Below are 13,534 nucleotides of genomic sequence, written 5' to 3'. Positions count from 1 at the left end.
AATAGGAGGACTCTGTTCAGATTGACGATATATGCCAACCCATGCTCACAAATTTGCTTTGCTCCGCAAAGCTGTTGGTCGCTGTCTTCGTATTTGCTTGGATAGGTTTTTTCAATCCAACTTGGAAAGAGGGAATGTGTGATGGCTGAAATTCGCATCCGTAATACAAACGAACGTATCCAAGGCGACGTTAACGTTGGTGCATTCTTGAGCGGTCAAAGTGTGATTTACGAGCAATGGGATATTTCGAAGCTGCCTGCTCATCTACAGGGCAAATTCGTCCTCTCCGATGAGGAAAAGTCGGAAATCCTCTCCACCTACGACACAGAAATCAGAGATCTTGCCTTACGCCGCGGTTATCAGACTTGGGATGTCATTACGCTGTCTGAAGCAACGCCTAACCTCGATGAACTGCTCAAGAAGTTCGAGGACGTGCATACGCATACCGAGGATGAAATCCGAGCCATTATTGCAGGTCGTGGCATCTTCATCATTAAAGGTTCTGACGACGTTGGTTACTTCGATGTTGAGCTTGAACCAGGTGACATCATTTCTGTGCCAGAGAATACGCCTCACTTCTTCACGCTCATGGATAATCGCAAGATCGTTGCTGTTCGTCTGTTCGTTGAAACAAACGGCTGGGTCGCCTATCCGTTCGCAGATCCAACTTTCCAGAAAGCTTAATCGAAATCGACATCGGTCATTATAAAAAGGGCGTTCCTCCAAATCATCTTACGATGGTTGAGGAACGCCCTTCTTGTATGCTGCTAGTGCTCGAACATTCTACTCGATAATCGGCAGAAGTTGCTCCAGATGCGTGATCTCGTGTGTTGGCACGATCTCATCAGTACGCTTCATGCCATGACGGTTGATCCATACCGAGGTCATGCCAACCGTGTTCGCACCGAGGATGTCGGTCGTCAGCTTGTCGCCGACCATAACGCCCTCTTCTGCAGTGATACCAAGCTTCTCCAACGCGTGGTGGAAGATCGAAGCGTCTGGCTTACCTTTGCCGAATGCGCCCGAGATAATGATGTGATCGAAATATGGAACGAGATTCGGTACACCATCTAGCTTCTCTTGCTGCAGGTCCGGCGATCCGTTCGTCAGCAGCAGCAGCTTATATTTACCTTTCAGATGGTCAAGCAGACGGAACGTCTCCTCGTATACATAAGAACGTGCACGACGTTCAGCCGGGAACTTCTCTGCCAGCTCAGCGCCAAGCGCTGCATCTTCAACGCCAAGCGCTTTCAAGCCAAGCGTCCAAGAATCACGGCGATATCCTGGCGCGAGCGCCTGCATTGCGCGGAACGATTCCAGTTCGCCGCCAGTGAAGTTGCCCCACATACCCTCGAAAGGGTTAATACCGATCATCTTCGTGAATGGGAACGTCTCATACGATTCATACAGTGCACGAGCTTCCTTGCGTACAGACTCTTCAAGCGCTTCCGCGTCTACGCCAGTCTTCTCCGCTGCATAGCGGCAAGTAGCCTCGAACGCCTCCTTCACGCTGCGGTCATCCCACAACAACGTATCATCCAAATCGAACAAAACTGCCTTCTTAGCCATTGATCTAGTCTCTCCCTACTCACTCTTCTAATGTTGTATCGTTATCGTTCCGTTATTTCTCGTTAAACTGAACATTATGCTGCTTCGCAAACTGCTTCAAGCGCTCTGAAATCTCAATCGTTGGGTAGCGATTCATAATGCGCGAGAATACCCAGTTGCTGCCGCGAACCCGCTCAATGACGACGTAGCCCTCTTGTGCTGTGATCGACTTGATGTCCTCCGGCTTCAGTTTGCGGTCTCCGCTAAACTTGCGAGTCTGCACATAATCGGTACCGACTTTTATGTAAGGACGGCGTAGGACGAACAGCAGTGCCAAGAACAGGTAACAGCCGATCGTCACCCAGTACATCGTCGCCTGCGACTTATCCGCTTGTACGAACAAAGCATACATAGCCGTAATAAGGATGAGCAGAATCGGTCCGATGTAGCTGCGCCCCTTGAACGTATCCGAACGGTCGCCTGCCGGAACGACAGCTTGGATCCCCTGCTTCTTACGCTGTTTGTTCAGTTTATTCATATTGTTGCGAACCTTGCGTTCCCATGAACGTGACACGGATTGCACACTCCTTCGGTGATGCAGCGGACCTGCTAGTCTTTCAGTCCTCTGCTGAACTTCTTAATGAAACGTTTCGGATATTCCGATGGGAGCGCACTTGCTTCCTCAAGACTTGTCCATACGTCCGATGGCATCTCCCAGCCGATTGCACCCATATTGTCCTCGAAATGCTCGAGTGTACGAGCGCCGAATATCGGCGAAGTAATCCCATCGCGTTGGATGAGCCAGCGAAGTGCTACCTGCGATGTCGTACGTCCAAGCTCTTTTGCTGCTTTTTGTACTGCATCTCGGATTGCAAAATTACGTTCGTTGCCGCGATTGACCCACGAGCTTTCTCCACCGTTCGGGTTTGCAAGTCGTCCTTCTGTCGGATACGTTGTACCATAACGATCCGTTAAGAAGCCCCCGCCGATTGGCGCCCAAGGAATGACAGCAACATTCTCTTCTAAGCACAACTCCAAGAGCTCGCGATCCATCTCTCGACTAACGAGGCTGTACTGCTGCTGAATAGAGACAAAACGTGCATATTGCCGAGCATCGCTCACCGCGAGCGCCTTCATGAGATGCCAAGCATAGAAATTCGAACAACCTATGTAACGAACCTTGCCGGAAGCGATAAGATCATCCAGTGCGCGCAATGTTTCTTCGATTGGCGTAGCTTGGTCCCATGTATGCACCTGATACAGGTCAATATAGTCAGTTCCGAGACGGCTTAGACTCGCATCGACGGAATCCATGATGTGCTTCCGTGATAAGCCCCCGCCGTTCGGATGCGACGCTGTCGGAAACCGCACCTTCGTAGCTAAAATTAACTCTGAACGGCGTGAACGGATCGCCTTGCCGACAATCTCCTCCGAGCGCCCGCCTACATAGACGTTAGCTGTATCGAGAAAATTGCCTCCCAACTCGACGAACCGATCTACCATTCGAAGTGATTCTTGCTCATCGGTCGTGTTACCGAACGTCATTGTTCCTAAACATAGCTCCGATACTGCTAATCCACTATTCCCGAGCAGTCGATACTGCATGTCCATCCCTCCATCTTATATCCAATATAATCTAATCATACCTGATATAAGAGGAGAACGTAACTCATGAATCGACAAAACTCAATGTTTCTTCGGTGGTTCCTCTTCGCCTTCCCACTTAATCGTATCCAATTGATTGCGGAAATTGCCCTTGAAAACGTCCAAGTATTGTTTGCGAAGCCGTGCCCGTTCTTCCGTTTCTGCTTCAGTCAATCCGACTGTTTTATGTTTACGCGACAGTTCGTTAATCCGCGCGATAAGCTCTTCCATTGCTGCATCTCCTTTCTGCCTCTACTCTTGTTCGCATTTATCCTATTACTTTGACATTTTCGACAATCCATTGTCAAGGTTTATGCGCCTAAATCATGTATATGAAACGATGAAAAAAGATGGCCGATTCAGGTACATACCCGAATCGGCCATCTTCTTGTGCGTTCCTTCATTATTAGGCTGGAATGATTAATTGTTGTCCGGCCTTTAACTCATCCGAATCAAGATTATTCCGGAGCTTAATCTCGAATACACGCTCACGAATATCGCCATTGCCCGTCGCAGAAGCAATGCTCCACAGCGTGTCTCCTGGCGCTACATTAACAACCGATTCTCCTTCTGTCGGCTCAGCAGGATGATCGCTCATCGCTTCCGTCATTACCATCAAAGCACCGCTGAACAAAATAATGGCGAACATGAGTGCGAAGCCCCACTTCATTACAACAAGCAGCGCTTGTGCTTGCGCCTCGCTCAGTTTGTTACGTTTCCTTGCATTACCACGCGTCGTCCGTACATTCATTCTATTATAAGTCATGCTTGTCGAGTTCATCATTGTTATCGGCACCCCAAACATTTGTTCTATTTATTGATCATAATATATCACGAACAATTGTTCGGGTCAATACGAATTACGAACAATTGTTCTGTTTATATTACGAACGAATGTGCCCTCGAACTTATGTTTGTACGAACTCCGGTTCTGTGCTATAATTTGCTATAATCTTATTTTTGGAGTGATGATGGTGTCGAAGCTTTCCAACCGCCAGCTGGCGATTCTTGAATTTATCAAGAACGAAGTTCGGGATAAAGGATATCCGCCTTCCGTTCGTGAGATCGGTGAAGCGGTAGGACTGGCCTCCAGCTCCACCGTTCACGGACATTTGGATCGACTTGAGAAGAAAGGCTTTATCCGTCGTGACCCAACGAAACCTCGCGCGATTGAAATTCTGGATGGTGACGGTCCATCCGTTGGCGATACGTTCTCGACATCGTTCGCCAAGGTTCCTATCGTCGGTAAAGTTACTGCCGGTGTGCCGATTACGGCAACCGAGAACATTGAAGATTACTTCCCTCTCCCGACGCACATGGTTGGCGATCACGAAGTGTTCATCCTTAATGTAGTCGGTGAAAGTATGATTGATGCAGGCATTCATAACGGCGACTATGTTATCGTACGCCAGCAGCCAACAGCTACAAACGGCGATATCGTCGTTGCCATGACGGAAGAAGACGAAGCAACGGTCAAGACGTTCTACAAGGAACGTGACCACATTCGCCTCCAACCACAGAACCCTACAATGGAGCCGCTTCGATTGAAGCATGTAACCATTCTAGGCAAAGTCATCGGCCTGTTCCGCGACATTCATTAAGCGGCTACGCTAAGACAAGCTAACACCTTCATACAACAGCATGTCAGCGTTTCTTCATCAGACTTCTCATATCATGATAGATGCCATATAGAACAAACCCCTCGGACGATGTCGAATCGTCCGAGGGGTTGTTTGTTCTTAATACGATATTCAAACATAAAAACAGGGCAGCAATCCTGCCCCGTTCATGAATCCAATATTGAGGTTTTTTAGGGGCAAAGCCCCTCAACCCGCTCGAGCACCAACGAAAAGCGTGTCCCGTAGGGACGACAAGCGACTTAATCGCACTTAAGTCAGGTCGAGCACCAAATCCCCCCACTTCCACAATCAACCGTACCTAGAAACAGCCGACGTAAAGCGTGTCCCCAACGGGGACGAAAGCGCCCCACCTCCCAAAGCAGCTAATCCGCGCATTCGGGAGTCCAGAGGGCATCGCCCTTTGGGGCCCTCCCTCTCAGGAGAGGGAGGGTTTGGGAGGGTGTGGAAAAAGGAACTTAGTACAACGTTAAGTATTGATCGCGTTCCCACTGGTGAATTTGCGTACGATACATGTCCCACTCGATTTCCTTCAGCTCATAGAAGTGAGCAAGGGCATGACCGCCAAGCGCATCACAGATCACTTCACTGCGGAGCAGTTCTTGGAGCGCTTCAGCCAAGTCTACTGGAAGGCTTGGAATACCTTCTTCAATGCGCTCTTCTTCACTCATGATGTAGATGTTGCGGTCAACTGGTGCAGGCAGTGGCATTTTGTTCACGATACCATCCAGACCAGCCTTAAGCATTACAGCAAGTGCAAGATATGGATTCGCAGCAGGGTCTGGGTTACGCGCTTCGATACGCGTGCTCAGACCGCGCGATGCCGGAATACGAACCATCGGGCTGCGGTTACTTGCAGACCAAGCCACATAACATGGAGCTTCATAGCCAGGTACGAGACGCTTGTACGAGTTAACCGTAGGGTTCGTGATTGCAGCGTAAGCACGTGCGTGATGCAGAATACCTGCCATATAATAGCGTGCCGTTTGGCTCAGACCAAGCTTGTCGCTCTCATCGTAGAATGCGTTCTTCTCGCCTTGGAACAGCGATTGGTGACAGTGCATACCGGAACCGTTCACTCCGAACAGCGGTTTCGGCATGAAAGATGCGTGCAGACCGTGTTGACGAGCAATCGTCTTAACGACGAGCTTAAACGTCTGAATTTGGTCAGCGGCCTTGATAGCTTCTGCATATTTGAAGTCGATCTCATGCTGGCCCGGTGCAACCTCGTGGTGGGATGCTTCGATCTCGAAGCCCATTTCCTCGAGTGTAAGTACGATCTCGCGGCGGCAGTTTTCACCCAGATCCATCGGCGCAAGGTCGAAATATCCGCCTTGGTCGTTAAGTTCAGTCGTTGGGTTGCCCTTCTCATCTGTCTTGAACAGGAAGAATTCCGGTTCAGGACCAACATTCATGGACGTATAACCCATCTCTTCTGCTTCTTTCAGAACACGCTTCAGGATGCCGCGCGGATCGCCAGCGAATGGCGTGCCATCTGGCATATAGATGTCGCAAATCAGTCGTGCGACACGGTCTTCCGTTACCCACGGGAAGACGACCCATGTGTCGAGGTCAGGATACAAGTACATATCGGATTCTTCAATCCGTACATATCCTTCGATTGAAGAGCCGTCGAACATCATTTTGTTATCGAGTGCCTTCTCAAGCTGACTTACTGGGATTTCAACGTTCTTGATTGTACCGAGCAAGTCAGTAAATTGCAGTCGAATGAATCTGACGTTCTCTTCCTTCGCAATACGCTTGATGTCCTCTTTCGTGAAACTCACAAGATCATCTCCTTCATCGTACAGATATGGATATCGTAAAGTCCGTGGTGCAAGGCGCTTAAAGAGGTTGTTCAAAAAAATGAACACGTGCTTAATACGCGACCAAGCTCTTCAAGGTGCAATTACGAATGACAGCGCTTTAATGCTTGTTGTAGAAACGGGAAAGCTGGCCTTGAATAAGCGAAGCTTTGTTGCCTGGACGCTTCTCCAGCAATTGCTGTTTAAGCAGTCTGTGAAGTTGTGCATCAGACAGCTCGCGACGCTTCACTTCAGATTGCTCGCTCATGACGGTTGCTTCGTCGGATTCCGTGCTCAGTGGGTTCATCACCTGCTTGATGCCTGCGATGTTTACGCCTTTCTCAATGAGCGATTTGATCTCCAACAGACGTTCAACGTCGTTGAAAGAGAACAACCGTTGGTTGCCCGACGTACGTGCCGGAACAATCAACTCATGCTGCTCGTAATAGCGAATTTGACGAGCGGTTAAGTCCGTGAGCTTCATGACGATTCCGATAGGAAAAAGCGCCATATTTCTCCGTATTTCGTCACCCATGTTCGCATCAACCTTCCACTTCCGAGTTATGCCTTTATTGTAACGTTCCTGACATGAGGTGTCAAGTTGTGGAAGGTTTGATAGCAATGATTCCGCGTTCAGCCATACGGCTTAACGCAGTGAGCACACCATATTTCACATGTGCGTAAGTAAGCCCGCCCTGCATGTAGGCAATGTAAGGCTCACGTATCGGCGCATCCGCCGACAGCTCCAGGCTGCCGCCTTGAATGAACGTTCCAGCCGCCATAATGACCGGATGCTCATAACCTGGCATATCCCATGGCTCGGGTACGACATGCGCATCAACAGCAGAAGCCCGCTGGATGCCTTGAACGAATGCAATAAGGTGATCAGCGCTGCCGAATCGGATCGCTTGTATAAGGTCCGTCCGCTGCTCATGCCAAGCTGGTTTCGTCTCGAAGCCAAGCATCTCGAACAATGCCGCAGCAAACACAGAACCACGGAGTGCCTGTCCAACCGTATGCGGTGCAAAATAAAGCCCTTGATACATGCCGCGCAGCGTGCCGAGCATCGCGCCGACCTCGCCGCCAATGCCAGGCGCAGTCAGACGATAGGCTGCAGCCTCCACGTATTCCGCTTTACCTGCAATATAACCGCCGGTCGAGGCTATGCCGCCACCGGGATTTTTAATAAGCGAGCCCGCCATCAGGTCAACGCCTACTTCGGTTGGCTCCGTCAGCTCTGTGAATTCACCATAGCAGTTGTCAACGAACACGATCACATCAGGCTTGATCGCTTTTACGCGACGTACCATCTCTCCAATCTGCTCGACTGTGAACGAAGAACGCCAGTCATATCCGCGCGAGCGCTGAATGCCGATTACTTTCGTGGAATCATTGATGCGGCTGGCAACCTTGTCCCAATCTACCGATCCATCTGCCAACAAATCAACCTCACCGTATCCGATGCCCCAGTCTTGCAGCGACCCTGTTCCATCGTTTGGCTTACCGATCACTTTGTGAAGCGTGTCATACGGTCGACCTGTAATATAGAGCAGTTCATCTCCTGGGCGAAGCACGCCGAACAATGCTGTGCCGATCGTATGAGTACCCGACACAAAATGCGGTCTAACGAGCGCAGCCTCCGCACCCATGACATCCGCATATACGAGATCGAGAATCTCCCGGCCGCGATCGTTGTAGCCATAACCTGTCGAGCCATTGAAATGAAAATCACTAACCTGATGGCGCTGGAAAGCACGAATGACCTTCCATTGATTGCGTTCCGCCGTTCGATCGAGCAGCGAAAAAGAAGCGGAAACGCGCCGTTCGGCCGCTTCCGCTAGGCTTTCCAAGTGTGTCCATACGGTATCCTCTTGATGCATAACGAATATTCTCTCCCTTAACTCCAAACAATGGTTGATTGCTTACTTATCTTAAACGTTCTCGGAAGCTGCAATAAAAGGCTCTAGCGTTCGAGCATGCTTCTCGAAGTCCTGTTTATTCAGCTCGACCGTGAGCACCATCTGATCGCCATCTACGTCCTGTTCCTTCACTTCCCCGGTCCGATAGACAAGAGCGATAAGATCGCCTCGTTCTGCCGGAATGACGAACGTTCTCGTATCTCCGGCAAGACGGTCTTGAATGGTCTGACGAAGCTTATCGAGATCGGCTTCATCATATGCGCTAACAACGAGTGAGTCACCGCCATCCGGCAGCAAAATGCGCCCTTCAGGCGGGCACAGATCTTTCTTATTGTACACGACGAGCGTCGGCTTGCCAGCGGCGCCGAGCGTTCCGAGCACTTCATCGACAACGGCCATCTGCTCACTGCGCGTTGGCGAGGAACTGTCTACCACATGCAGCACTAGATCCGCCTCGCACACCTCTTCGAGCGTTGCGCGGAAAGCAGCGACCAGATCATGCGGCAAATTTTGAATAAAACCAACGGTGTCAGTCAAAATAATTTCTTTGCCGCTCGGCAGCTCCAGCGTCCGTGACGTCGGATCAAGCGTTGCGAATAGCTGGTTCTCAACATAAACGTCCGCATCCGTCATCTGGCGCAGCAGTGTCGACTTACCGGCATTGGTGTAACCCACGAGTGCAACCTGAACGGCACCTGACTTCTTACGACGCTCGCGATGCAGCTTCCGATGACGAACTACTTCTTCAAGCGCGTTTTTGAGATCCGAGATTCGGTCCCGAATGTGACGACGGTCGGTCTCAAGCTTCGACTCACCGGGGCCGCGCGTGCCGATACCGCCGCCAAGGCGAGACAGATTCTTGCCGTGTCCCGAGAGACGTGGCAGCAAGTAGCTATGCTGGGCAAGCTCGACCTGCAGAATGCCCTCACGCGTCTTTGCACGTTGTGCAAAGATGTCGAGGATGAGCTGCGTGCGGTCAATGATTTTGAGATCAAGCGATTCTTCAAGATTTCGAACCTGTGCGCCTGACAGCTCCTGATCGAATATTGCAGTCGTAGCTCCCAGCTCATCGGCTATTGCACGAAGCTCCTCGACCTTGCCTTTGCCGATAAACCACTTGTTATCGACCGACTCACGGTTCTGCGTCATCGTCGTCAGCACTTCTACGCCGGCCGTCTCTGCGAGGTTAACAAGCTCCGCAAGCGACTGCTCCGGATTCATTCCACTCCGCTTATCCTGAGGGGTTACGAGACTGACTAGTACCGCGCGATCCGCTAATCCATTATCTACTTCATGGGTTGTTGTTTTCATGTAACGTTGTTGTGCTCCTTCCATTGCTGCGATTCGAACCAAATGACTGATTCGTCATCCAAGCATCCCGTCACGTTTGCCTGCACTGCTCTGACTCTCACACCGCAGGTCCTCTGGTCGAATCGCCATTAGCTCCTGCTTGCCAGGCACACTGTTCGAATATTGCGAGAGCAGGCGCACCGCCTGATGACGAATCGATTTCTCAATCATATTGCGTACATATCGGGCATTGCTGAACGAGAACATCGACAGCTGCTTCTCTTGGATCAAGTGCTGGCGCATCTTGAAGACGGTCTGCGGCTGAAGGACGTAATCGCGATCCTTCGCCATCATCTCCGCAATCTGAATAAGCTGATCGATCGAATAATCGGGGAAATCGATCTGAATGGGAAAGCGAGACGGTAAACCCGGATTCGTCTGCAGAAAATAATCAATCTCCGCTGGATACCCGGCCAGTATGAGTACGAATTGCGTCCTCATATCTTCCATCGCTTTGACCAACGTGTCGATCGCTTCCTTGCCGAAATCCTTCTCTCCGCCACGTGCGAGACTGTACGCTTCGTCAACGAACAGAACGCCTCCGCTCGCTTTTCGTACAAGATCACGCGTTTTCTGTGCCGTATGCCCGATATATTCACCTACGAGATCTGCACGTTCAACTTCGATCAAATGTCCCTTGGTCAGCACGCCCATCTTCTGAAGCAGCTTCGCGACAATCCTTGCGATCGTCGTCTTGCCGGTACCGGGATTACCTTTGAATATCATATGGTACACATGCGCGCCGCTATTCAATCCCGCTTCACTGCGCATATGCGCAACTTGAAGCATGGCGTAAATCTCATAGATGAGCGACTTTACATTATCTAGACCAACCATCACATCCAGCTCACGCTGAATGTCGGCGTAATGATCGCCGGGTGGGAGCGGCTTGATTGCCGGCAATGGTTCATGATCCGCTATCGGCGCCGGGGCTGCTCCTGCTTCGTGACTACGAAGTACTACGTTAATTTGGCGGGATGGCCGAGTGCCGCTCTTCGCCCCTGAAGCTATGCCATTGTTCATTCGCTCGATCACCTGTCCCTTCGATCCCGTCGCTGCCGGCAGACTGCTTTCGACGCACACGGACATGCGCCGCATCGCTGCCGCTATAACAAGCATATTCGGGCGGTGGTTAGAAAAGTATAAACTTCTCCCCACCCAAACCCTCTCTGCAAGGGAGGGCCCCAAGGGCGCTGCCCTTTGGATACCCGCAGGACTGGTCTAGATACGTTCGTTGGATGGACTGGATTGATTGGCGGCGATTAGCAAGGCTCGAACGTCTGCATACGATTCGATGCATCTGTGCAGCAACGTGCCCGTACCCGCTTTCGTCCTTTCGGACACGCTGTACTTCCGGCGCTCCTGCGAATCGATCCCGTCGGGATCTGAAGACCGTCATAAGATACGGCTCCCTGCGGGATCTGGAACCTTTTATTTGTTAAAGTAGGGGATCGAGATGTCTTCCACAGTCCAACCAAAATGCATCAGAACGGCGTCCATCTTCCACTTCGTGTAGGCGAGCACTTCACGCGTCTGATTGTACATAGGCTTGAGCACGTTCGAGTGAAAAGGAATCATCGTCGCATTCTTGATGCCGACGTACTTCGCAATCTCCTTCGAGCGCGATGTGTGGTAATCATGCGTGACGATGAGGATCGATTGGAATTTCTCTCGATCGATAATCTCTTTGCTGAATACCATGTTCTCGTATGTACTTGTTGCTTTCTTCTCGAGCAGCAGCTTCTCCTTCGGAACGCCAAGCGATACCAAATAATTGCGCATACCCTCAGCTTCCGTCAGCTTCGAGCCGTTATGATCATAACCACCCGTCAGAATAAGCTTGTCCGCTTTTCCTTCTTTATACAACAAAAAAGCGCGATCAAGTCGTTCCTTCAGTCCTGGGCTAGGTTTGTCGCTCCATAAGGCGGCACCTAATACGATAGCCGCATCACTCTTCGGAATCGACTGTGGCGGAGTTGAGCTGTTAATAAGCCAAAGTAAATAGCCGCACCAAATGACGCCTAACACCCCTATAGAAACGACAATCCGCAGCAAAGTAAGCAGCGGCTTGCTCTTGCGTCTAGGGCGCGATCGGCTGCTCACTTTGTGCGGTCTGTGGATTGCCTTATTCACGATTCACTCAACTCTCCCGAGCGCTCTGACAAGCTCTTCCGATGCTTGAGACTGAGCGTAAAATAACGAAACCGCCCATTGCGAATCGCAGACAGCAGTCTTCCAGCCGTCTTGCGAGCCATCGCAGCATCTTTGGATGTGACCTCACCTTGGCGAAGCGCATCCTCCAATTCATCCTCATCCAGCAGGAACACTTCACCGGATGGCAGTACCACGATATCCAGATACAGATCGTCGAACCACGGTACCTGCTGCTCTGTCATCCCCTGCGTCTTGCACACATCGATGTACCACTGCACTACACGGCCCTTGTCATCAAACATCGTCGTTACAACAAAATGCTCCCCACGTGGAAAATGCTGCATCCACAGGTAGCCTCGATCCGCCAAGCAGAGTCGTCTGCCATTGTATTCCTTCCACAATGGTTCACGCAATTCATGAATCCGATAAAAAGTCACGAGCCCTCGGAACTCGTCTCCATCCATGGCTAGACACATATAGCTCTTACGCAAAATACGCCGCCAATTTGCTCGGTCCGAAAATTTTCGTTTCATGCGGAACGTACCTTTCCGTTAAGATGCGAAAAAAGCCGCCGTCCAAGCGTCGGCCTTTCCAAACAACTAAACTTCCAACATTTTTCCTTTAAAAAAAGCTTACCACATCTTAGGTTGCTTCACCAGCTTACGGACAAAATAAACCATGCTTCATTGTCCAACTGTCCAAGCACCACCTGCAAAAATGGCAAAGGGACTGCCCCCGTCATCTACGATGACGTCCACGGCAGCCCCCATGCTAGCTATGAAATTGCGTCTTTAAATCTCTTCAATGTCAATCGAGTTAATCGTAATCTTGTCCACTGGCTTCGAAAGCTCGCCATTCGACGACATCTCAACCGGCGACTTGGCAATCGCCATGACCGTGTCCATACCTTCGATCACTTTGCCGAAAATCGCATAATCTGGTGTTTGGTTCAGATTCAAGCTGTCCTCGCCAGTACAGATGAAGAACTGACTGCCGCCGGAGTCTGGCGCTCTCGTTCTTGCCATTGCAACCGTACCGACCTCATACTTCAGATCTGAGCCAAGCTCGTCCGGAATATGATAGCCAGGACCGCCAGAGCCGTCACCATTCGGGTCGCCCGTTTGAATCATGAACGTTTCGATGATCCGATGGAAGGTGATGCCTTCATAAAACTTCTGCTTCGCCAGGAATACGAAGTTATTAACCGTCGTTGGCGCTTCGTCAGCGAACAACTCGACTTTGAAGTCGCCTTTGCTCGTGTGGAATGTTGCCGTATACGATTTCTTCGGGTCAATCGTCATTTCTGGCATGGTGGACCACTGCTTTGCCGCAGAGCCGTTCACAGTTTCCGTCTGCTTTAGCGCTGTTTCATCATTCTTGCTCTTACTGCCGCATCCTACTGCTGCAAGTGCAAGCAGTAGGATCGACAGCATGACAATGCTGTAACGTACGAACTTCCTCTTCGTCATCCGATTGT

General features: G+C 50.6%; 15 protein-coding genes. 2 read left to right on the top strand and 13 right to left on the bottom strand.

The window, feature by feature from the left end; all coding sequences use genetic code 11:
• The first annotated feature begins 141 nt into the window (after positions 1-141).
• The gene (locus DFQ01_RS16015; protein WP_110044904.1) at positions 142-684 is read left to right on the top strand and encodes a 1,2-dihydroxy-3-keto-5-methylthiopentene dioxygenase; all 543 of its coding nucleotides are present in this window, start codon (positions 142-144) and stop codon (positions 682-684) included.
• 99 nt (positions 685-783) lie between these two features.
• On the opposite strand, the gene DFQ01_RS16010 is transcribed toward DFQ01_RS16015, so the two are convergent.
• The 5 genes from DFQ01_RS16010 to DFQ01_RS15990 all read right to left on the bottom strand — a co-directional run bounded on the left by DFQ01_RS16010 (position 784) and on the right by DFQ01_RS15990 (position 3,976).
• Positions 784-1,569, bottom strand: coding sequence for an HAD family hydrolase (locus DFQ01_RS16010; RefSeq protein WP_110044903.1), 786 nt, complete (start codon positions 1,567-1,569; stop codon positions 784-786).
• Between the two features lie 52 nt (positions 1,570-1,621).
• Entirely contained in the window at positions 1,622-2,122 is a 501-nt protein-coding gene (locus tag DFQ01_RS16005) for a hypothetical protein (protein ID WP_110044902.1), read from the bottom strand.
• A gap of 35 nt (positions 2,123-2,157) precedes the next feature.
• Positions 2,158-3,153 carry an aldo/keto reductase gene (locus DFQ01_RS16000; RefSeq protein WP_110044901.1) on the bottom strand — a complete coding sequence of 332 codons (996 nt, stop codon included), beginning with the start codon at positions 3,151-3,153 and terminating at the stop codon, positions 2,158-2,160.
• A gap of 81 nt (positions 3,154-3,234) precedes the next feature.
• Positions 3,235-3,423, bottom strand: coding sequence for a DUF896 domain-containing protein (locus DFQ01_RS15995; RefSeq protein WP_110044900.1), 189 nt, complete (start codon positions 3,421-3,423; stop codon positions 3,235-3,237).
• 175 nt (positions 3,424-3,598) lie between these two features.
• On the bottom strand, positions 3,599-3,976 hold the full coding sequence (locus DFQ01_RS15990) for a LysM peptidoglycan-binding domain-containing protein (RefSeq protein WP_174812653.1): 378 nt from the start codon (positions 3,974-3,976) through the stop codon (positions 3,599-3,601).
• A gap of 190 nt (positions 3,977-4,166) precedes the next feature.
• Between DFQ01_RS15990 and lexA the strand changes: the two genes are divergently transcribed.
• Positions 4,167-4,793, top strand: coding sequence for a transcriptional repressor LexA (gene lexA, locus DFQ01_RS15985; protein WP_110045021.1), 627 nt, complete (start codon positions 4,167-4,169; stop codon positions 4,791-4,793).
• Between the two features lie 494 nt (positions 4,794-5,287).
• Here the strand turns inward: lexA and glnA are convergent, their stop codons facing one another.
• The 8 genes from glnA to DFQ01_RS15945 form a co-directional block, all read right to left on the bottom strand.
• Complete coding sequence (gene glnA, locus DFQ01_RS15980; RefSeq protein ID WP_110044898.1) at positions 5,288-6,616, bottom strand: type I glutamate--ammonia ligase; 1,329 nt, start codon at positions 6,614-6,616, stop codon at positions 5,288-5,290.
• Positions 6,617-6,755: 139 nt separating this feature from the next.
• Entirely contained in the window at positions 6,756-7,169 is a 414-nt protein-coding gene (locus tag DFQ01_RS15975; protein ID WP_110044897.1) for a MerR family transcriptional regulator, read from the bottom strand.
• A 61-nt stretch (positions 7,170-7,230) separates the two neighbouring features.
• A complete protein-coding gene (locus DFQ01_RS15970; protein WP_110044896.1) occupies positions 7,231-8,514 on the bottom strand; it encodes a methionine gamma-lyase family protein in 1,284 nt (427 codons plus the stop codon).
• A 51-nt stretch (positions 8,515-8,565) separates the two neighbouring features.
• Positions 8,566-9,864 carry a GTPase HflX gene (gene hflX, locus DFQ01_RS15965; protein WP_110044895.1) on the bottom strand — a complete coding sequence of 433 codons (1,299 nt, stop codon included), beginning with the start codon at positions 9,862-9,864 and terminating at the stop codon, positions 8,566-8,568.
• Positions 9,865-9,918: 54 nt separating this feature from the next.
• Positions 9,919-10,926, bottom strand: coding sequence for an AAA family ATPase (locus DFQ01_RS15960; RefSeq protein ID WP_110045020.1), 1,008 nt, complete (start codon positions 10,924-10,926; stop codon positions 9,919-9,921).
• 408 nt (positions 10,927-11,334) lie between these two features.
• A complete protein-coding gene (locus DFQ01_RS15955; RefSeq protein ID WP_245946733.1) occupies positions 11,335-12,036 on the bottom strand; it encodes a YdcF family protein in 702 nt (233 codons plus the stop codon).
• Positions 12,033-12,590 carry a ribonuclease FAU-1 family protein gene (locus DFQ01_RS15950; RefSeq protein ID WP_110044894.1) on the bottom strand — a complete coding sequence of 186 codons (558 nt, stop codon included), beginning with the start codon at positions 12,588-12,590 and terminating at the stop codon, positions 12,033-12,035. The genes DFQ01_RS15955 and DFQ01_RS15950 overlap by 4 nt, the downstream gene beginning before the upstream one ends.
• 258 nt (positions 12,591-12,848) lie before the next feature.
• A complete protein-coding gene (locus tag DFQ01_RS15945; RefSeq protein WP_110044893.1) occupies positions 12,849-13,526 on the bottom strand; it encodes a peptidylprolyl isomerase in 678 nt (225 codons plus the stop codon).
• Positions 13,527-13,534: the final 8 nt, after the last annotated feature.

This window comes from Paenibacillus cellulosilyticus, from assembly GCF_003182255.1.
Lineage (GTDB): Bacteria > Bacillota > Bacilli > Paenibacillales > Paenibacillaceae > Paenibacillus_T > Paenibacillus_T cellulosilyticus.
The sequence above is the reverse complement of the archived record's forward strand: the minus strand, read 5'-3'. Positions and strand labels throughout refer to the sequence as shown.

What these genes read in the sequence shown, in the direction of transcription:
- DFQ01_RS15975 (WP_110044897.1), bottom strand. Translation starts at nt 7,169, where the DNA reads ATGGGTGACGAAATACGGAGAAATATGGCGCTTTTTCCTATCGGAATC.
- DFQ01_RS15990 (WP_174812653.1), bottom strand. Translation starts at nt 3,976, where the DNA reads ATGATGAACTCGACAAGCATGACTTATAATAGAATGAATGTACGGACG.
- DFQ01_RS15950 (WP_110044894.1), bottom strand. Translation starts at nt 12,590, where the DNA reads ATGAAACGAAAATTTTCGGACCGAGCAAATTGGCGGCGTATTTTGCGT.
- DFQ01_RS16010 (WP_110044903.1), bottom strand. Translation starts at nt 1,569, where the DNA reads ATGGCTAAGAAGGCAGTTTTGTTCGATTTGGATGATACGTTGTTGTGG.
- DFQ01_RS15960 (WP_110045020.1), bottom strand. Translation starts at nt 10,926, where the DNA reads ATGAACAATGGCATAGCTTCAGGGGCGAAGAGCGGCACTCGGCCATCC.
- DFQ01_RS16000 (WP_110044901.1), bottom strand. Translation starts at nt 3,153, where the DNA reads ATGCAGTATCGACTGCTCGGGAATAGTGGATTAGCAGTATCGGAGCTA.
- hflX (WP_110044895.1), bottom strand. Translation starts at nt 9,864, where the DNA reads ATGAAAACAACAACCCATGAAGTAGATAATGGATTAGCGGATCGCGCG.
- DFQ01_RS16015 (WP_110044904.1), top strand. Translation starts at nt 142, where the DNA reads ATGGCTGAAATTCGCATCCGTAATACAAACGAACGTATCCAAGGCGAC.
- DFQ01_RS15970 (WP_110044896.1), bottom strand. Translation starts at nt 8,514, where the DNA reads ATGCATCAAGAGGATACCGTATGGACACACTTGGAAAGCCTAGCGGAA.
- DFQ01_RS15945 (WP_110044893.1), bottom strand. Translation starts at nt 13,526, where the DNA reads ATGACGAAGAGGAAGTTCGTACGTTACAGCATTGTCATGCTGTCGATC.
- DFQ01_RS15995 (WP_110044900.1), bottom strand. Translation starts at nt 3,423, where the DNA reads ATGGAAGAGCTTATCGCGCGGATTAACGAACTGTCGCGTAAACATAAA.